Below are 19,410 nucleotides of genomic sequence, written 5' to 3' on the forward strand. Positions count from 1 at the left end.
GGGGTAACTTAAATCTATAGAGAGACCTGCGGTGACGAAAAGCTTGAACCTCTACGAGGTTGCTAATCCTTAAATAATGACTCGGCGAGACACTACGGCGACGAGTAAAAAGGTAAAGTTTGGCAAGGAGAGCCTTGCCGTCGCAAAACCCGGCAGAGAGTTGTCCTAAACCCATTTAACCAAACATGGTACTATTTTAACTCCATCACATAAATGATACACAGGGGGGCACAAAAAACGCCCCTTTTTTTATTTAATAGCATTTTTTGGGTGCGTGTTTACGAATGAATATATAACTTAGTAAACCAATTATTACCAAACCAAATTTCCTGATGTCGAAAAAAATTTACTGCATGTTTACCGTGTTGCTGGCAGCTATGCTGTGCACCAGCGGCGCGATGGCGCAAAGCCAGCCCATAGGCATATTTGACGCACAGGCCGATGTTGGCCCCGTTAAAAACAAGGGTAACGTTGCATATGATGCCAAATCGCAGCAATACACGGTTAGTGGTTCTGGCACCAATATATGGGCCAATGCTGATGAGTTCCATTACGTGTGGAAGAAGATGACCGGCGATTTCATCCTACGCACCAGTGCCGAGTTTATTGGCACGGGTACCGAACTGCACCGCAAATGGGGCTTTATGGTGCGTAAATCCTTAGACGGCAACTCGGCACATGTAAACGCCGTAGTGCATGGCGATGGCCTCACCTCGCTGCAATACCGCAAAACCACAGGCGCGGTTACCGAAGAGCAAAAATCATCCCTCACTTTCGCCGGCATTGTACAGTTGCAACGTAAAGGCAATACTTATACTATGTCGGTAGCGCGCAAGGGCGATGTTTTTGGTCCCGAAGAAAAAGTGGATATTGACCTGGGCGATGAGGTTTACGTGGGCATTTTCGTGTGCTCGCACAACGCCGACGTTACAGAACAGGCCGTTTTCAGCAATGTAAGCATCAAAAAGGTTAAAGCCGGTAAATAGGCCTTTTTTTAGATGCATTGTTTTCGCAAACCAATATATAATTTAGTAAACCCAATTATTGCTAACCTAAAATTAAATGTCGAAAAAATTAACCTGTTCTTTAGCAGCTGCGTTTATTGCTACGCTGTTTTGTTGCGCCGCTTATGCACAATCCTCATCATTGGGCATATTTGACGGGCACACCGATATTGGTGCAATCAAGCACAAAGGCACCGTTACTTACGATGCAAAAAATCAGCAATACCAGGTCACCGGCTCGGGGGGCGATATGTGGAACGATCACGATGATTTCCATTTCGTTTGGAAAAAGATTACAGGCGATTTTATCCTGCGTACAAACGGCGCTTTCTTGTCCGGTGATGAACCAAACCGCAAATATGGCCTGATGGTGCGCAAAACATTAGATGCCAATTCGGCACAGGTAAACGTAATGGTGCATGGCATGGGGGTAACATCTATGCAATACCGAAAAGTAACCGGCGGCCAAACTGCTGAGGACAGGACAGACGTTATTTCTGCAGAAGTTTTGCAGTTGGAAAGAAAAGGCAATACCTATTATATATCCGTAGCACGCAAAGGTGATGTATTCGGCCCGGAAAAAAAGATCGACCTGGACTTTGGCGATGAAGTGTACGTTGGTGTTTACGCCTGTGCACACAATGCTGATAAAGTAGAGAAGGTGCAATACAGCAACGTGCGTATCATCACCCCGGCACCTGCCGACCTGGTTCCATACAAAAAGTACCTGGGTAGCGCCATTGAACTGCTGGATATGGCCACCCAGAACAGCCGTATCGTTTACCAATCGCCTAAATCCTTACAGGCCCCCAACTGGATGCAGAACGGCAAATCGCTTATCTATAACAGCGATGGCGCCCTGTATAATTTCAACCTGGCCAATAGCACGCCAACGGCTATCAATACCAACCCTGCCAAAAACAACAATAACGATCACGTTATCTCTTTCGATGGCAAGATGCTTACCATCAGCAGCGGCGATGGGGGCCCTTCCATCGGCTATACCGTGCCTGTAGGCGGGGGCGATGCCAAAATGGTTACCACCAAAGGTGTGGGCGCAAGCTATATGCACGGATGGTCGCCCGATGGCAAATTCCTGGTGTTTTGCGGCGAGCGCGGCGGCGAGTATGATGTTTACCGCATCCCATCCGGCGGCGGCCCCGAAGAAAGGCTTACCGATACCAAAGGCCTTGATGATGGCCCCGAGTACACGCCCGATGGCAAATACATCTACTTCAACTCGGTGCGCAGCGGCCTGATGCAGGTTTGGCGTATGGATGCCGACGGCAAAAACCAAACCCAAATAACCAACGATGATTATAATAACTGGTTCCCGCACATCTCTCCGGATGGTAAATGGATAGTATATATCACTTTTTTGAAGAACGAAGTTGCCCCAGGCGACCATCCTTTTTATAAACATGTTTATATTCGCGTAATGCCTGCAGCAGGTGGCCCCTCAAAAGTGGTGGCTTATTTATACGGTGGGCAGGGCACTATCAATACGCCGTCATGGTCGCCGGATAGCAAGCACATCGCCTTTGTAAGCAATTCTAATTTATTATTCCCCGTTTTCCCGATAGCAAAAAACTAATAACCTAAAACAACATGACTACATCCCGCAGAAGTTTCCTTAAGAACAGCGCAGTGGCTCTTACCGCCGCAGCCTTATTACCCGATAGCGTATTCGCAGCGGGAAAAATACAACGCGTAGGCTTGCAGCTTTATTCGGTACGCGATCATATGCGCGACGACCCTGCCGGCACCCTCAAAAAACTGGCCGATATGGGCTACGTACACGTAGAGCACGCCAACTATATTAACCGCAAATTCTATGGCTATACAGCGCAGGAATTCAAAAAATTATTAAACGACCTTGGCCTGGTAATGCCCAGCGGCCATACCGTGATGACATCCGCACACTGGGATGCAGCAAAAAATGATTTTACCGATGCCTGGAAATGGACGATTGAAGACGCCGCCGTGCTTGGCCAGAAATATGTGTTTAGCCCATGGATGGATGTTGCCGTGCGTACGGATAAGGCTGCGCTCGACCGCACCATGGAGCAATTCAACAAAAGCGGCGAGCTGTGCCAAAAATCGGGGATGAAATTCGGTTACCACAACCACGATTTTGAATTTACCACCATGGTAGGCGATATGCGCCTGTTCGATTATATTATGCAGCATACCGACCCAAAACTTGTTTCCCAACAGCTGGATATCGGCAACATGTACGGTCGTGAGAACGATGCGGTATCGCTCATCAAAAAATATCCGGGCAGGTTCGAATCCATGCACGTAAAAGATGAAATAAAGAGTGCCGAGCACCCAAATGAAGGCACAGGCTACGAAAGCTGCGTATTGGGCAAAGGCGTATTGCCGGTGAAAGATGTACTGAAGGCAGCCAAAAAAATTGGCGGAACGCAGTATCTGATCATCGAGCAGGAGTCGTACCAGGGCATGGATCCGATAGACTCTGTAAAAATTGATTTACAAACCATGAAAAAATGGGGTTATTAGTAGTTTAAACACTACTTTCCGACTTCATTTACCGGTAACGGGATATTGCATAATCGCAATATCCCGTTATCTATGCATACACTAAATTAATCTCAGGATTTGAACCATCAAATGAACAGGCGGATAGCGATCCGCAACATGGCTTTGATTATGGGCAGCGCGGCCTTGTTGCCGGCCTGCCTCAGCGGTGATAAGGGCAAGCCCATCGTAGAATTGAAGCACCTTAAGCTGGATGCCGCACAGGAAAACCTGGTGAGCAATCTCTGCGAAACCATCCTCCCAAAAACAAGCACCCCCGGCGCTAAAGACCTCGGCATAAACCTTTTTGTTTTCAAGATGATTGACGACTGTTTCGACAAAAAGGGGCAGGACGATTTTATGGCGGGGCTAAAAGAATTTGAAGATGCGGTGGATAAAAAATACGGCAAATCGTTCAATGATTTGACCGTAGCAGAGCGCAGCGCTTTTGCAGGCGATATCGAGAAGCAAAGTAAAGACCCCAATTATAAGGATAACAAAGCCAATGGCTTTTATTTTACCGTAAAAGGGCAAACCGTATTTGGGTACACCACCTCGCAATACTTCATGACCAAGCAAATAGTTTATGAACTGATACCGGGCAGGTATAATGCCATGTTCCCGGTTAAAAAGAAAGCGGCAGTATAGCATGGCTAATTTAAATATAGATAGTATAAAGGAACGCACGTTCGATGCCATAGTTATAGGCTCGGGCATGAGCGGGGGATGGGCAGCAAAAGAGTTGGGCGATAAAGGCCTCAAAACTTTGGTGCTGGAGCGCGGCCGCGATGTAAAGCACTTAAAAGATTACCCTACCACCAATATGTACCCCTGGGAGTTTGCGCACCACGGGCAGGTAGCTGCCGAAATCCGCGAAGCAAACCCCATCGTAAGCAAGTGCTATGCCTTCGGCGAAGATGCGATGCACTTCTTTGTGAAAGATAAGGAGCACCCTTATGTACAGGAAAAACCTTTCGACTGGATACGCGGGTACCAGGTAGGCGGCAAGTCGCTGCTGTGGGCACGCCAAACACAACGCTGGAGTGATTTCGATTTCGAAGGCCCGGCACGCGACGGTTTCGCGGTAGACTGGCCCATCCGCTATAAAGATATTGCGCCCTGGTATAGCCATGTTGAGAAGTTCGCAGGCATATCCGGCAATATGGATGGCCTGGCCGAATTGCCCGACGGCGAGTTTTTGCCGGGTTTCCCCCTCAACGCAGTAGAGCAGCGTTTCAGCAAGCACGTAAAAGATCATTATAAAAACAGGCACGTTATCAGCGCACGTTGCGCCCATTTATCCAAGCCCAACCAGATACATTTGGATCAGGGTAGGGGGCAATGCCAAAAACGTACGCTGTGCCAGCGTGGTTGCCCATTCGGCGGCTACTTCAGCGCAAATGCATCTACCATACCATGGGCATTGCGCTCGGGCCATGTAACCTTAAGGCCATTCTCGGTAGTTGAATCCATTATTTACGACGAAAAACTGGGCAAGGCAACCGGCGTTCGCATCATCGATACCAACACCAAAGAAGCCATAGAATATTATGCCGACGTAATTTTCCTGAACGCGGCGGCCCTCAACAGCAACCTTGTATTACTCAACTCTACCTCGCACCGTTTCCCCAATGGTTTGGGTAACGATAGCGGCACGTTGGGCAAGTACGTGGCTTTCCACAATTATTCGGCGCATATCAATGCCGAGTGGGATGGCGATAAAGAATGGACAACCGACGGTCGCAACCCGGCAGGCGGCGGCTATATACCACGCTTCCGCAACGTGTATAAGCAGGAAACCGACTTTTTGCGTGGCTACGCAGCCGGCTTTAGTGCCTACCGCTACCGCGAAACCAGCAGCGACGGCATTGGCGAGGATTTGAAGAAGAACCTCGTTAAAGATGACCTGAGCAAATGGCACGTAGGCTCGCACATGATGGGCGAAACTATCCCGAAGGAAACGAATTACGTGGCGCTGGATAAAACTCAGAAGGACCCATGGGGCATCCCTCAGCTGAAAATTTCTGTGGAATACGATGATAATGATGCCAAAATGAAAAAGGATTACGTGGAGCAGATGACCGAGATGTTCACCTCGGCAGGCTTCACCAATATACAGGCATCGGTAGATAACCGTGCGCCGGGCTTGGACATCCACGAGATGGGCGGTGTGCGTATGGGCAACGATCCAAAAACATCCATGCTGGATAAATGGCACCGCCTGCACGCCTGCAAAAATGTTTACGTAACCGATGGCGCCAGCATGACCTCAACCTCATGCCAAAACCCATCATTAACCTATATGGCCTTCGCCGCAAGGGCGGTTGATCATTGGGTGAGCCAAGCGTAGCCCCCCAACCCCCTAAAGGGGGAGCTTTTGATTTGCCTAATTGCAATTCAAACTTCGGTTCCCCCTTCAGGGGGCTAGGGGGCTAATGTGTTAAAAAAACACAATGAAAAAGATATTTGAAAAATAATTTTTATGCCTACATTAGGCGAGGTAACCAATACTAAACAAATTTACTTTAACGCATTAATATTATGTCTACAAACACTTATGACGCTATTGTCATTGGTTCAGGGATATCTGGCGGCTGGGCTGCAAAAGAACTGAGCGAGAAGGGTTTAAAAACCATTATGCTGGAGCGCGGTAGGAATATCGAGCACATTAAGGATTATGTGAACGCTACCAAGGGGCCCTGGGAGTTCCCTCACCGTGGCGGCCGCACCCAAAAAATGATTGAGGACTACCCGGTTTTGAAGCGTGACTATCCGCTGAACGAGGCCAACCTCGATTACTGGGTTGACGAGAAAGAAAGCCCATACACAGAAATTAAGCGTTTCGATTGGTTTAGGGGTTACCACGTAGGTGGCCGCTCGCTAATGTGGGGCCGCCAAAGCTACCGCTGGCACGAGACTGATTTTGAAGCAAACTTAAAAGACGGCGTTGGCGTTGACTGGCCTATCCGTTATAAAGACCTTGAAAAATGGTACAGCTACGCAGAACAGTTTGCAGGTATATCGGGCAACCGCGATGGCGTACCAATTTTACCCGATGGCGATTTTATGCCGCCAATGGATATGAACGTTGTAGAAAAAGACGTTCAGAAACGTTTTAAGGATTTTTACAAAGAAACCCGCCACTTTGTTATAGGCCGCGTAGCCAATATTACCGTGCCGCATAACAACCGCACCAACTGCCAATACCGTAATAAATGCTGGTTGGGATGCCCGTTTGGCGCATACTTCAGCACGCAGTCGTCAACTTTGCCTGCTGCAATGGCAACCGGTAATTTAACCGTGCGCCCTTGGTCAATAGTAACAGAGATATTGTACGATAAGGACACTAAAAAAGCAAAAGGCGTACGCATTGTTGATGCCGAAACCAACAAAACTTACGATTACTTCGCAAAAATTGTATTTGTTAATGCATCGGCACTAAACAGCGCCTGGGTACTGATGAACTCCGCTACCGACGTTTGGGAAGGCGGCTTAGGCAGCAGCAGCGGCGAACTTGGCCACAACGTAATGGATCATCACCTGGGCGTAGGCGCAGGCGGCAGGATGGAAGGCTTTGAGGATAAATACTACTTTGGCCGCAGGGCAAACGGTATCTATATACCGCGTTACCGTAACCTCAACGGCGAAAAACGTGATTATATTCGCGGTTTTGGTTATCAGGGTAGCGGCAGCCGCAGTGGCTGGAGTCGCGATATTGCTGAAATGAACATAGGCGGCGCATTTAAAGATGCACTATCAGAACCGGGAGGCTGGACTTTCGGCATGGGCGGCTTCGGCGAAACCCTGCCATACCACGATAACAAGATAACGCTTGATAAAACCAACAAAGATAAATGGGGCTTGCCAACGCTGGCGATTGACGTTGAGGTGAAAGACAACGAGAAGAAGATGCGTGTAGATATGATGAACGATGCTGTGGAGATGCTGACCAACGCAGGCCTAAAAGATGTAGGAGGCTACACTACCGAAGGGATACTTGGCCGTGGCATCCACGAAATGGGTACCGCACGCATGGGTCGCGATCCAAAAACATCGGTATTGAACGAGTGGAACCAGGTTTGGGATGCCAAGAACGTATTCGTTACCGATGGTGCCGCCATGACTTCTTCTGCTTGCCAGAATCCATCACTTACTTATATGGCGCTTACTGCACGCGCGGCAAACTACGCGGTTGAGCAACTGAAAAAAGGTAATATTTAATCCAATTAGCATCACTAAAATGACTGAGAAGAAAGAAGAGACCCCAGCCTCCGGTGCTTCCAGGCGGGATTTTATCAAGAATACCTCGCTGGCAGCAGCAGGTTTCATGATTGTCCCCCGCTTTGTGCTGGGCGGTAAAGGCTACACCGCGCCAAGCGATATGCTGAATGTTGCGGGCGTTGGCGCAGGCGGCAAGGGCGAAAGCGATATTGCCAATTTTGCCAAAAGCGGTAAAGCTAACATTGCGTACCTCTGCGACGTGGACGACCGCCGCGCGGCAAACTCTGTAAAGAAATTCCCCAAAGCAAAATATTATAAAGACTGGCGTGAGATGCTGGATAAGGAAGCAAAAAATATCGATGCGGTATCTGTTTCCACGCCAGATCATAACCATGCCATTGTAGCCCTTGGTGCCATGCAACTGGGTAAACACGTTTACGTGCAAAAACCTTTAACGCATGATATTTGGGAAGCACGCGAGCTTACCGCCGCTGCAAAAAAATATAAGGTAGTTACCCAAATGGGCAACCAGGGGGCATCAAATGATGGTACCCGCCAATTGGCCGAGTGGTATAACGCTGGGCTGATAGGCAATGTGCATACGGTTTATTGCTGGACAAATCGCCCCGTATGGCCGCAGGGCATACAGTGGCCGGCAACAAAAAGCGAAGTGCCTAAAGAGCTCGACTGGAACCTTTGGCTGGGTACTGCCCCTTATAAAGAATATGTAGATAAATTAGTGCCATTTAACTGGCGCGGATGGTGGGATTACGGTACCGGCGCCCTGGGCGATATGGGCTGCCACCTGGTAGAAGCGCCGTTCCGTGTGCTTGGCTTAGAGTATGTAAAAGATGTACAGGCCAGCGTAGGTACTGTTTATGTAGATGAGTTTAAACGTGGCCGTTTCCCTGAGAGCTGCCCGCCATCGAGCCACATTACCTTAACCTTCCCTAAAACCAAGAAAACAAAAGGCGATGTAACCGTGCACTGGATGGACGGTGGTATCCAACCAGAACGCCCTGAAGAGCTTGGCCCGGATGAAAAATTCGGCGATGATGGCAACGGTACTTTATTCATCGGTACAAAAGGTAAAATGATAGCCAGCACCTACAGCTCTAATCCGCTGTTGTTGCCAACATCGCGCACAAAAGAGGTTAAGGTAAAACAAACTTACGCCCGTGTAGAAGGCCAGGCAGATGGTCACTACAAGCAATGGGTAGAAGCTTGTTTGGCAGGTTATGGTAAAATGGAAGTAAGTTCTCCGTTTGAAACCGCCGGCCCGCTTACCGAGGCATTACTGATGGCAAACCTTGCTGTTCGAGGGCACGATATTGTGCCTAAAGGCCGCCCGGAAAGCATAAAATTGCTTTGGGATAACAACGCTATGAAGGTTACCAACTTTGATGAGGTTAACCAGTTTGTAAAACGCGAATATCGCAAAGGCTGGTAATCAGCAATACTAATTCAATAATTCATTAATTCAATAATTACCAAAATGAATAGAAGAGATGCAATAGGCCGGGTAGGGTTGATCCTTGGGGGTACCATCATCGGCGCTGAGTTCTTTATGTCGGGTTGTAAATCGGGCAGTACGGCAAATACCGAAGACCTTTCTAAACCCGAAACCACCGCGTTTTTAGACGAGGTTGGCGAAACCATTTTGCCCGAAACGAGCACCCCTGGTGCAAAAGCGGCCAAAGTAGGTGCCTTTATGGCCCTGATGGTGAAAGATTGCTATACGGAAGCCGACCAAAAAGTATTCCAGGAAGGCATTGGCAAGCTGGAAGAAGCCAGCAATACAAAATTCAGCAAGAAATTCATGGAGATTACTGCGGCGCAACGCACCGAGCTTTTGACCGGGCTTGACGCCGAAGCAAAAGAATACGCTAAGAAAAAGAGCGCAGATGCCGACGCAGATAAAATTAAGCATGCCGGCGAAAAGGATTACAAAGCGCCGGATGTGCCTAATCATTACTTCACCATGATGAAGCAATTAACCCTGCTGGGCTACTTTACATCAGAAGTTGGTGCCACCAAAGCCCTGCGCTACGTACCGGTACCGGGCAAATACATAGGCGATTACCCTTACAAAAAAGGCGACCGCGCCTGGGCACTTTCATAGGAAGCCCCAATGCGGCCCGGCCTGGTTTTACCCTCTTGCGTTGCAATCGATTGTAAAATAAGAAATATAGGTAAGTTATAAGGCCGCAAGCTTTTGTTTTCAATCTAAAATTAATACTTTTAAGCCCACCTCTGCAATAGCAGCGGGTGGGCTTAAATTGCTTATCTACAACAATACATATGAGTAAAAGAAAATTGCGCATGGGCATGATAGGTGGCGGCAAAGATGCCTTCATCGGTGCCATACACCGCATTGCCGCCAATATGGATGGCCAAATTGAACTGGTTGCCGGCGCGCTTAGCATAAACCCTGCTGTAGCGCAGGAAAGCGGCCAAATGCTTTTCCTTGACGAAAGCCGTATCTACAACACCTTCGATGAGATGTTTAAAGGTGAGGCCAATGTGCCTGCCGATAAACGCATGGATTTTGTAACCATTGTTACACCAAACTTTGCCCACTTTGCCCCGGCAATGGCAGCTTTGGACAACGGTTACAACGTGGTGGTAGAAAAACCGGTAACCTTTACGCTCGAGGAAGCCCTTAAGCTGAAAGAAAAAGTGGAAGAAACCGGCCTGATGCTGCTGCTTACTCATACCTACGCCGGTTACCCTATGGTAAAAGAAGCCAGGCAAATTATTAAAGAGGGCTCGCTTGGTAAAGTGCGCAAGATATATGTAGAGTATATACAGGGCTGGCTAAATCGCTTATCCGAGCGCGAAGGCAATGCACAAGCCTCATGGCGTACCGACCCATCCAAATCGGGTAAGAGCGGTTGTATGGGCGATATAGGTACCCACGCTGCGCACCTGGCAGAATATATCTCGGGCAAAAAAATCACCCAGTTGAATGCTTCGCTTAATATCGTAGTAGATGGCCGTATGTTGGATGATGATGGCGCGGTACTGCTGCGTTTCGAGGATAGCGTTACCGGCACTTTAACCGCATCGCAAATTGCTGCGGGTGAAGAGAATGCATTGAAAATACGCGTTTACTGCGAAAATGGTGGCTTGGAATGGCAACAGCAGGAGCCTAACACCCTAATTGTAAAATGGAGCGATAAACCGGCTCAAATTTTACGCGCAGGCAGCGGCTATACCGATAGGCTTTCGAGCTTTGCGACATCAAACTGCCGCACACCTGGTGGCCACCCAGAAGGCTACCTGGAGGCATTCGGTAACCTGTACCGCAACTTCGCTTTGGCATTGAGCGCCAAGATAGAAGGCGTAGAGCCTAAGGCCGAGTGGCTCGATTTCCCGTCGATAGACGATGGTATCCGCGGCATGGCATTTATCAATAACGTGGTGGCTTCTAACAACAGCGACCAAAAATGGACCGATTACGTTATCTAATACTACCACATGAACACTATAAAAGGGCCGGCAATATTTTTAGCGCAGTTTATAGGCAACGACGCGCCTTTCAACGATCTAAGCTCCATCTGTAAATGGGCAGCAGGGCTTGGCTACAAAGGCGTACAATTACCTACTAACGACGCGCGCTTTATCGACCTGCAAAAAGCAGCTGTGAGCAAAACCTATGCTGACGAAATAAAGGGCATCGTAAACGCTGCCGGTTTAGAAATTACCGAGCTATCTACCCACTTACAGGGTCAGCTGGTTGCCGTAAACCCGGCTTACGATTCATTGTTCGACGCTTTTGCGCCGGATGCCGTGAAGAACAACCCCGCCGAAAGGCAGAAATGGGCGGTGCAGCAACTGAAATACGCTGCCAAGGCATCGCAGAACCTGGGCCTCAACGCGCACGTTACCTTTAGCGGCGCGCTGATATGGCAAACCGTTTACCCATGGCCGCAACGCCCTGCAGGTTTGGTTAATACCGCCTTTACCGAACTGGCCAAACGCTGGGAACCTATCCTGAACGTTTTCGACGAGAACGGGGTAGACCTTTGCTACGAGATACACCCGGGCGAGGACCTGCACGACGGTATCACTTACGAAATGTTCCTGGAGAAAGTAAACAACCACAAACGTGCTAATTTGCTTTACGATCCATCGCATTTTGTGCTGCAGGCATTAGATTATTTGGAGTATATTGATATTTACCACGAGCGCATCAAAATGTTCCACGTAAAGGATGCCGAATTTAACCCTACCGGCAGGCAGGGCGTTTACGGCGGCTACCAGGACTGGATAAACCGCGCAGGCCGTTTCCGCTCATTGGGCGATGGGCAGGTAGATTTTAAAGCCATATTCAGCAAATTAACCCAATACGATTATAAAGGCTGGGCAGTGCTGGAATGGGAATGTGCATTAAAACACCCCGAAGACGGCGCGAGAGAAGGCGCGCAGTTTATCAAGGATCACATTATCCGCGTTACCGACCGTACTTTCGATGATTTCGCAGCCTCCGGCTCCGACGAAGCTTTTAACCGTAAGCTTATCGGCTTATAAAATTGAGAAGAATTTAAACCAATCAACCCCAAAAACCTAATTAAAAAAATGGCCACTACTACAATTAACCGTACACAGTTATTCCGGGCGAGTTGCCTGGCCTTGCTGGTAACCTCATTATCATTCGGTATCCGCGCGGGTATCTTAAATAAACTTGGGGTAGATTTTAACCTTGATAAAGCGCAACTTGGCACCATCACCGCAACAGCATTTTGGGGCTTCCCTTTGGCCATGATATTCGGCGGCGTTATCGTTGATATCATCGGTATGAAAAAGTTGCTTGTTTTGGCTTTCGTGTTCCATTTGCTAGGTATCGTATTGACCATTTGTGCGCCGTATTTCCCAAGTCCTTACTGGGCCTTATTCCTATCTACCTTGCTTGTAGGTTTAGCTAACGGCACTGTAGAAGCAGCTTGTAACCCCCTGGTAACTTCGCTTTATACCGAAGAAAAAACCACCAAACTGAGCCATTTCCACTTGTGGTTCCCGGGCGGTATCGTAATAGGTACGCTTCTGGTTACCTTGTTTAGCAAATTCGGCTTTGGCTGGCAGATACAGGTGGGCACTATGCTTGTCCCCACCCTTATCTATGGTTACCTGTTTTCTAAACTCGATTTCCCGGTTACCGAACGCGTGGCATCAGGCGTAAGTATGGCCGGTATGTACAGGGCACTGCTTAATCCGCTGTTCATTTTCATGATGATATGCATGCTGGGTACCGGTATTACCGAGCTGTTTACCGGGCAATGGATAGATGTATTGCTGAAGAACGTGAGCAGCAACGCCATCCTTCTGCTTACGCTGGAAACTGGTATCATGGTGGTTGGCCGCGCGTTTGCTAAGCCGATTTTGAAGCAGTTCACACCTCAAACCGTGCTATTGTTTTCAACCATACTTGCAGCGCTTGGCCTATACTTATTAAGTACACAATCGGGCAACACCCTATTTTTAGCGGCTATCATATTCGGTATGGGCGTTTGCTTCTTCTGGCCGATGATGCTGGGTTTCGTAAACACCAATCTGCCCAAAACAGGCGCTTTAGGACTCAACCTGATGGGTGGCGCGGGTATGTTCGCGGTATCTATATACACCATATTTATGGGTAAATATTATGATGATATTGTTAAAGCGGCAGCAGGCGATAATACCAAAGCAGGCGTAATGGTATTGCAGGCAACGCTGGTAATACCCATCGTATTGATAGTAGCTTTTGCGGGCCTGGTGATATACATGCGCAGCATGCATAAAACGCAGACGATAAAAGACCCGGTAGTTTAAAAAAGAAGTTCGTTTTCCGTTGAAAAAACGTATTTTTCCCGGAAGTTTTAATTCTGTAATATAACACCCCATGAAAAAAGTATTTATTGTTTTAGGTATCAGTTTAGTAATCGCAGCTTGCGGCGGCAGCAAACCCGGCGAAGGCGATGGCAGCGATACCGGCAGCACTACGGCAGCCAACCAAACTGCTACAGCGGCACAGCCTAATGCAGATACTGCAACCAACAAAACCGGCACTACTGCGGCACCTGCAGGCAAAGGCGCAAGCTTAATTGCCGGCGCAGATTGCACTACTTGCCATAAAGAGCACCAGAAGATAGTAGGCCCGTCGTTTGCCGATATCGCGAAGAAATATACCCCGGCCGATACCGAGAAACTGGCTAAGAAAGTTATTGCCGGCGGCAGCGGCAGCTGGGGCGATATTGCGATGAGCCCGCACCCGGCGATTTCTTTAGAAGATGCTAAAGAAATGGTAACGTATATCCTATCGGTTAAATAAACCGGCCTGCGTTAACCTACTACATTTATGCCGGATGCCCGCGTTATATCGGGCATCCGGCGTAATTTTTCTGTATTACTATACCGGGTAATTTGCCCGTGCTTCTTGTCCTACATAAACCGATTTAATTATGAACTTAACCATCCGTGTTAAGTTATCTGCCATGATGTTTCTCCAGTTTTTTATTTGGGGCGCATGGTTCGTAACAATGGGTACTTATCTGGCGAATACGTTAAAGGCAACCGACGTGCAAAACGCCAATGCTTATTCGAGCCAGTCGTGGGGGGCTATTATAGCGCCATTTATTATCGGCCTCATTGCCGATCGTTTTTTTTCTGCCCAAAAGGTATTAGGTGTGCTTCATCTAACCGGTGCCGCCATTTTATATTACATAACCACTATCACAAATTTCAGCGCATTTTTACCCGCAATTTTTGCTTACATGATCGTTTATATGCCTACACTGGCATTGGTAAACTCGGTATCATTTAAGCAAATGACAAACCCAAGCAAGGAGTTTCCGCCTATAAGGGTGTTTGGTACGGCAGGCTGGATAGTTATTGGTTTATTCATTGGCTGGTTAGGCTGGGAGAAAGGCGGTACCTTAAATGCAACGTTTAGTTCTATCATAGGCGGCGGCCTTTCAAATTCATTGGCTGGCGGTACATTGATGTTAACTTTTAAAACAGCGGCCGTAGCTTCGCTGATACTGGGCTTGCTTAGCTTTACGCTTCCCTCAACACCTCCGGCAAAAAAAGGGCAGAAGACCAGTTTAAGCGATATAATGGGTTTAGAATCCATCGGGCTGTTAAAAAATAAATCATACCTGGTGTTTTTCCTTTCTTCGGTGGCAATTTGCATACCGCTGGCGTTTTACTACAATTTTACCAACCCTTTCCTCAATGAAGTGGGTATGAACGAAGCTGCTTCAAAGCAATCTTTTGGGCAAATGTCGGAGTTGGCATTTATGGCATTAATGCCGTTGTTCTTTATCCGCCTTGGCGTTAAGAAAATGTTGGCAGTAGGTATGCTGGCCTGGGTGTTGCGATACATATTTTTTGCGTATGGCAACGTCGACTCTAACTACTGGATGCTTATTGCCGGTATTGTGCTGCATGGCATATGTTACGATTTCTTTTTTGTAACCGGGCAGATATACACCGATAATTTGGCAGGCGAACGCTTTAAGAGTGCTGCACAGGGTTTCATCACCCTTGCTACCTACGGCGTGGGTATGCTTATAGGTTCGTATATTTCAGGGCCTATTGTAGGTCATTGGAAAACATCCGCAACGTCACACAACTGGCAAACTATCTGGCTTATTCCGGGTGGTATTGCTGCGGTAGTTTTAATAGTGTTCCTGCTCTTCTTTAAAGATAAAAACCAAATACAAACCAGCCCTTCGTTAGAAATTGATGGCGAACCAAAAGGGCGTTTAGAAGTATAATAACCATGACAAACCCAAACAGACGTACGGCCATCAAAGGCCTCATTACCGGTACCGCCGCCATAGGCGCATCGGGCGTATTATCATCTTTTACAACTGATGCAAAAGAACCAATGACTGATAAATTGAAAGGAAACATCAACCACGCGGTGTGCCGCTGGTGTTACGGCGATATTTCGGTAGAAAACCTTTGCGCCGCCGCTGTAGATATCGGCATAAAAGGTATAGACCTGGTTGGCCCCGGCGACTGGCCTACATTGAAGAAATATGGCTTGGTCTCCAGCATGTGCAACGGTGCCGAAATAAACTTAACCGATGGTTTCGCCGATAAAGTGTACCATGCCGAATTGCAAAAGCGCTATACCGACATGATACCCAAAGTAGCCGAAGCAGGTTACAAAAACCTCATTTGCTTTAGCGGCAGCCGACGCGGTAAAACCGACGAGGAGGGATGGAGCAACTGCGTAGAGGGTCTGAAACCGATGGTTGCCCTTGCCGAAAAACACGGTATAATACTGGTAATGGAGCTGCTGAACAGCAAGATCGACCACAAAGATTATCAGTGCGATAGGGTAGAGTGGGGCGCCGAGCTTTGCAAACGCATCGGAAGCGAAAACTTTAAGCTGCTGTACGATATTTACCACATGCAAATAGACGAGGGCGACGTGATACGCAACATCCGCGCCTACAATAAGTACATCGCCCACTACCATACAGGTGGCGTACCCGGCCGTAACGAGATAGACGATACGCAGGAACTTTACTACCCGGCTATTATGAAAGCCATAGTAGAAACGGGCCACAAGGGCTTCGTGGCGCAGGAATTTATTCCTAAATACAAAGACAAGCTGGCCTCGCTTAAAACAGCCGTGCACATTTGCGACGTTTAAACCATTGGCGGCAGCACAGGTCTTAGCACTACTTATAAACTAAATAAATGACAACCAGACGGAATTTTTTGGCCCAGGCGGGCATGGCTTCGGCAGCTTTGATGCTGGCGCCGCAACTACTATCGGCAAAAGGCAAAAAAGGCGTAGGCCTGCAATTATATAGCTTGCGCGATCAACTACCTAAAGACGTAAAAGGCACCATAGCCAACATCGCCAAGGCTGGCTACTCGGAAGTTGAGACTTTCGGCTACTCTAAACAAGGCGGTTTTTGGGGCCTGAGCGCAAAGGATTTCAGCTCCCTGCTGAAGGCTAATGGCCTCACTACTCCAAGCGGTCACTACGGCCTGGACGAATACTTCGGTACCGGCAAAATGGATCAGCTGAACAGCTATATCGAGAGCGCGCATGCAACCGGCCAAACCTATATCATCATCCCCGGCATCAACCACGAATTCATCAAAACAGCTGCCGATTTCAAAGGCGTATCTGAAAAAATGAATAAGATAGCCGAGATATTGAAACCACAGGGCCTGAAACTGGGTTACCACAACCACAACTTTGAGTGGAAAGAAACCGAAGGCACCACTTTTTACGATACCATTTTGAACGATACCGACCCTAAGCTGGTAAACATGGAGATGGACCTGTACTGGGTAGTACGCGCCGGTTACAATCCGTTGGAGATTTTCAAGAAACACCCGGGCCGTTTTACCTTTGTGCATATTAAGGATATGGATAAAACCAATCACGAGCTAAACACCGAGATTGGCACCGGCACCATCGATTTTAAAGCCATACTTGGTCAGGCTAAACTGGGCGGCATAAAGCACTTTATTGTAGAGCAGGAGAACTTTACCAATATCGACCCATACAAGAGCATAGCCCAAAGCAGCGCTTACGTAAAAACGCTGCTGAAAGCTTAATTAAGGCGCATAAATTATCTCACATTTATATGAAACAGCAACTAATATTAACCGCATTGCTTATGGGCAGTGTAGTTGCGGCCAACGCCCAAACAGGCGCAAAGCCCGAGGATACCGAGAAATGGACCCCGGTTCCCAAAGTAGTTACCGCCGGCAAAACCACCAGCGATGCCCCATCTGATGCCATCGTCCTGTTCGACGGTAAAAACCTGGACGAATGGGTAGACGTAGCCAGCGGCACCCCCGCCAAATGGACCGTTGATGGCGATGTGCTTACCGTAAATAAAGCAACCGGCAACATCGAAACCAAGCGCAAATTTGGCAATTACCAGCTGCACATCGAGTGGAAGGTACCCGCCAGCATCACCGGCAGCGGACAGGCCCGCGGCAATAGCGGCGTATTCTTAGCTTCGATAGGCAAAGGCGATTTGGGTTACGAACTGCAGGTGCTTGATTCGTACAAGAACGAAACCTACGTAAACGGCATGGCGGGCAGTATATACAAACAGATTATCCCGCTGGCCAACCCAACCAAGCCCCCCGGCGTTTGGAACACCTACGACGTGATCTGGACCGCCCCAACCTTCGATGGCGACAAAGTAAAAACCCCTGCCCGCGTAACCGTATTATTCAACGGCGTACTGGTAGAGAACAACATCGAGCTGCTGGGCCCAACCCAATACATCGGCGCACCCGGCTACCGCGCAGCCCACGGCCCAAGCCCAATCAAACTGCAAGCCCACGGCGACAAAAGCGAACCGCTAAGCTTCAGGAATATCTGGGTGAGGGAGTTGTAATACTCGCTGACTATAAAATGTTGAGCCGGCTTTCTCCAAAGAAAGCCGGCTTTTTTATTCCCCTCTCGGGAGGGGGTGCGGTGGGAGTTGAGCGCAAAGGCAGGGGTGGGTTTTGCCACATAGTAGCCATCAATATAGGCAACGTAATACACAAAATGGCGTGCGTTAATGCCGCAAAAGCTAATAAGATGTTAAATATATCTTACGGTAGAAGCCAATTGAACAACATACCTTGAAATTTCTTTTAATGGTAAAACCTTATCGGCGGCATTCAGCATAATAGCTTCTTTTGGCATGCCGAAAACAACACAAGAACTTTCATCCTGTGCTATGGTCCTTCCGCCGGCTTGTTTTATTTCAAGGAGGCCCCGTGCGCCATCGTCGCCCATGCCCGTTAAAATTATTCCGATGCCATTTTGCCCGGCATAAATAGCGGTAGAGCGGAACAATACATCCACAGCCGGACGATGGCGGTTTACCAGCGGACTATCACTCAACTCAACATAATATTGAGATCCTCTCCGTTTAAGTAAAAGATGGCGGTTACCGGGTGCTATTAACGCTGTGCCGGGTTTAACCAAATCCCCATCTTCTGCTTCCTTAACGGTAATTTTGCATAAACTGTTCAGGCGTTCGGCAAACAGGCGGGTAAAATTTTCGGGCATGTGCTGCACTATTACAATACCCGGAATATCAACAGGCAGCGCTTCCAAAAATATCCTTATTGCTTCGGTGCCGCCTGTAGATGCGCCTACTGCAATTACCTTATCGCTAATTATGCTTTGATTTTTAGGTTTAACAAACTGCAGTACGGCATCGGCCGATAGTTTGGGTACTACCGATGGTTTTTCGGTAATGGATTTCCTGGCAAGTTTGGTAAGTGCTGCCGATTTAACAATTTCGCAAATCCTGTCCCTGGCTTCGGCGGTAAATGCCTGCTCATCAAACATATCTTTTGAAAGTACCTCAACAGCGCCGTGTTCCAATGCTTTAAGCGTTACTTCCATATCCCTGCCGGTGCGCCCTGTTATAATAATGACCGGGATAGGGTGCTGTGACATAATTTTTTTCAGAAAGGTAATCCCATTCATGCGGGGCATTTCCAAATCAAGGGTAATAACATCCGGTACCTGCATGGTCATTTTACTTGCTGCAATATATGGATCAGCAGCTGTGGCAATAACTTCAATTGCCGGGTCGGCGCTTAAAGTTTTGCTCAGCAATTGCCTGAATATGGCAGAGTCGTCAACAATAAGAACTTTTACTTTATTCTTCAT

Annotated in this window: 17 protein-coding genes; 16 read left to right on the forward strand and 1 reads right to left on the reverse strand. The window is 48.1% G+C overall.

The genetic code is table 11. The annotated features are described in order from the left end of the window. Positions 1-332 precede the first annotated feature (332 nt). The 16 genes from AC1DYT_RS04875 to AC1DYT_RS04950 all read left to right on the forward strand — a co-directional run bounded on the left by AC1DYT_RS04875 (position 333) and on the right by AC1DYT_RS04950 (position 18,133). Positions 333-986 (forward strand): hypothetical protein, encoded by a 654-nt coding sequence (locus AC1DYT_RS04875; RefSeq protein WP_477468521.1) that lies wholly within the window; start codon positions 333-335, stop codon positions 984-986. A 76-nt stretch (positions 987-1,062) separates the two neighbouring features. Next, complete coding sequence (locus AC1DYT_RS04880; protein ID WP_477468522.1) at positions 1,063-2,598, forward strand: hypothetical protein; 1,536 nt, start codon at positions 1,063-1,065, stop codon at positions 2,596-2,598. A gap of 14 nt (positions 2,599-2,612) precedes the next feature. Further along, entirely contained in the window at positions 2,613-3,527 is a 915-nt protein-coding gene (locus AC1DYT_RS04885) for a sugar phosphate isomerase/epimerase family protein (protein WP_477468523.1), read from the forward strand. Between the two features lie 111 nt (positions 3,528-3,638). Further along, on the forward strand, positions 3,639-4,193 hold the full coding sequence (locus tag AC1DYT_RS04890) for a gluconate 2-dehydrogenase subunit 3 family protein (RefSeq protein WP_477468524.1): 555 nt from the start codon (positions 3,639-3,641) through the stop codon (positions 4,191-4,193). A gap of 1 nt (position 4,194) precedes the next feature. Further along, positions 4,195-5,895, forward strand: a complete 1,701-nt coding sequence (locus AC1DYT_RS04895; protein WP_477468525.1) for a GMC oxidoreductase — start codon at positions 4,195-4,197, stop codon at positions 5,893-5,895. 191 nt (positions 5,896-6,086) lie between these two features. Further along, a complete protein-coding gene (locus AC1DYT_RS04900) occupies positions 6,087-7,766 on the forward strand; it encodes a GMC oxidoreductase (protein ID WP_477468526.1) in 1,680 nt (559 codons plus the stop codon). A 19-nt stretch (positions 7,767-7,785) separates the two neighbouring features. Beyond that, positions 7,786-9,216 carry a Gfo/Idh/MocA family protein gene (locus AC1DYT_RS04905; RefSeq protein WP_477468527.1) on the forward strand — a complete coding sequence of 477 codons (1,431 nt, stop codon included), beginning with the start codon at positions 7,786-7,788 and terminating at the stop codon, positions 9,214-9,216. A gap of 45 nt (positions 9,217-9,261) precedes the next feature. After that, positions 9,262-9,888 (forward strand): gluconate 2-dehydrogenase subunit 3 family protein, encoded by a 627-nt coding sequence (locus AC1DYT_RS04910; protein WP_477468528.1) that lies wholly within the window; start codon positions 9,262-9,264, stop codon positions 9,886-9,888. A gap of 179 nt (positions 9,889-10,067) precedes the next feature. Further along, a complete protein-coding gene (locus AC1DYT_RS04915) occupies positions 10,068-11,237 on the forward strand; it encodes a Gfo/Idh/MocA family protein (RefSeq protein WP_477468529.1) in 1,170 nt (389 codons plus the stop codon). 9 nt (positions 11,238-11,246) lie between these two features. Beyond that, on the forward strand, positions 11,247-12,299 hold the full coding sequence (locus AC1DYT_RS04920) for a sugar phosphate isomerase/epimerase family protein (protein ID WP_477468530.1): 1,053 nt from the start codon (positions 11,247-11,249) through the stop codon (positions 12,297-12,299). Between the two features lie 48 nt (positions 12,300-12,347). After that, positions 12,348-13,577, forward strand: a complete 1,230-nt coding sequence (locus tag AC1DYT_RS04925; RefSeq protein WP_477468531.1) for an MFS transporter — start codon at positions 12,348-12,350, stop codon at positions 13,575-13,577. Between the two features lie 70 nt (positions 13,578-13,647). After that, positions 13,648-14,076 carry a c-type cytochrome gene (locus tag AC1DYT_RS04930; RefSeq protein WP_477468532.1) on the forward strand — a complete coding sequence of 143 codons (429 nt, stop codon included), beginning with the start codon at positions 13,648-13,650 and terminating at the stop codon, positions 14,074-14,076. Positions 14,077-14,206: 130 nt separating this feature from the next. After that, entirely contained in the window at positions 14,207-15,523 is a 1,317-nt protein-coding gene (locus AC1DYT_RS04935) for a nucleoside permease (protein ID WP_477468533.1), read from the forward strand. Positions 15,524-15,528: 5 nt separating this feature from the next. Beyond that, positions 15,529-16,413 (forward strand): hydroxypyruvate isomerase family protein, encoded by an 885-nt coding sequence (locus AC1DYT_RS04940; protein ID WP_477468534.1) that lies wholly within the window; start codon positions 15,529-15,531, stop codon positions 16,411-16,413. A 47-nt stretch (positions 16,414-16,460) separates the two neighbouring features. Then, positions 16,461-17,336: a sugar phosphate isomerase/epimerase family protein gene (locus AC1DYT_RS04945; RefSeq protein WP_477468535.1), complete on the forward strand. Its 876-nt coding sequence runs from the start codon at positions 16,461-16,463 to the stop codon at positions 17,334-17,336. Between the two features lie 29 nt (positions 17,337-17,365). Beyond that, entirely contained in the window at positions 17,366-18,133 is a 768-nt protein-coding gene (locus AC1DYT_RS04950; protein ID WP_477468536.1) for a 3-keto-disaccharide hydrolase, read from the forward strand. Between the two features lie 191 nt (positions 18,134-18,324). On the opposite strand, the gene AC1DYT_RS04955 is transcribed toward AC1DYT_RS04950, so the two are convergent. Beyond that, entirely contained in the window at positions 18,325-19,410 is a 1,086-nt protein-coding gene (locus AC1DYT_RS04955; protein ID WP_477468537.1) for a protein-glutamate methylesterase/protein-glutamine glutaminase, read from the reverse strand.

This window comes from Mucilaginibacter sp. P1_D10, from assembly GCF_056406215.1.

Excerpts from the sequence above, each read along its gene's own strand:
- AC1DYT_RS04885 (WP_477468523.1), top strand. The coding sequence starts at position 2,613 with ATGACTACATCCCGCAGAAGTTTCCTTAAGAACAGCGCAGTGGCTCTT.
- AC1DYT_RS04910 (WP_477468528.1), top strand. The coding sequence starts at position 9,262 with ATGAATAGAAGAGATGCAATAGGCCGGGTAGGGTTGATCCTTGGGGGT.
- AC1DYT_RS04895 (WP_477468525.1), top strand. The coding sequence starts at position 4,195 with ATGGCTAATTTAAATATAGATAGTATAAAGGAACGCACGTTCGATGCC.
- AC1DYT_RS04890 (WP_477468524.1), top strand. The coding sequence starts at position 3,639 with ATGAACAGGCGGATAGCGATCCGCAACATGGCTTTGATTATGGGCAGC.
- AC1DYT_RS04900 (WP_477468526.1), top strand. The coding sequence starts at position 6,087 with ATGTCTACAAACACTTATGACGCTATTGTCATTGGTTCAGGGATATCT.
- AC1DYT_RS04935 (WP_477468533.1), top strand. The coding sequence starts at position 14,207 with ATGAACTTAACCATCCGTGTTAAGTTATCTGCCATGATGTTTCTCCAG.
- AC1DYT_RS04955 (WP_477468537.1), bottom strand. The coding sequence starts at position 19,410 with ATGAAGAATAAAGTAAAAGTTCTTATTGTTGACGACTCTGCCATATTC.
- AC1DYT_RS04925 (WP_477468531.1), top strand. The coding sequence starts at position 12,348 with ATGGCCACTACTACAATTAACCGTACACAGTTATTCCGGGCGAGTTGC.
- AC1DYT_RS04940 (WP_477468534.1), top strand. The coding sequence starts at position 15,529 with ATGACAAACCCAAACAGACGTACGGCCATCAAAGGCCTCATTACCGGT.
- AC1DYT_RS04945 (WP_477468535.1), top strand. The coding sequence starts at position 16,461 with ATGACAACCAGACGGAATTTTTTGGCCCAGGCGGGCATGGCTTCGGCA.
- AC1DYT_RS04880 (WP_477468522.1), top strand. The coding sequence starts at position 1,063 with ATGTCGAAAAAATTAACCTGTTCTTTAGCAGCTGCGTTTATTGCTACG.
- AC1DYT_RS04930 (WP_477468532.1), top strand. The coding sequence starts at position 13,648 with ATGAAAAAAGTATTTATTGTTTTAGGTATCAGTTTAGTAATCGCAGCT.
- AC1DYT_RS04920 (WP_477468530.1), top strand. The coding sequence starts at position 11,247 with ATGAACACTATAAAAGGGCCGGCAATATTTTTAGCGCAGTTTATAGGC.
- AC1DYT_RS04950 (WP_477468536.1), top strand. The coding sequence starts at position 17,366 with ATGAAACAGCAACTAATATTAACCGCATTGCTTATGGGCAGTGTAGTT.
- AC1DYT_RS04905 (WP_477468527.1), top strand. The coding sequence starts at position 7,786 with ATGACTGAGAAGAAAGAAGAGACCCCAGCCTCCGGTGCTTCCAGGCGG.
- AC1DYT_RS04875 (WP_477468521.1), top strand. The coding sequence starts at position 333 with ATGTCGAAAAAAATTTACTGCATGTTTACCGTGTTGCTGGCAGCTATG.
- AC1DYT_RS04915 (WP_477468529.1), top strand. The coding sequence starts at position 10,068 with ATGAGTAAAAGAAAATTGCGCATGGGCATGATAGGTGGCGGCAAAGAT.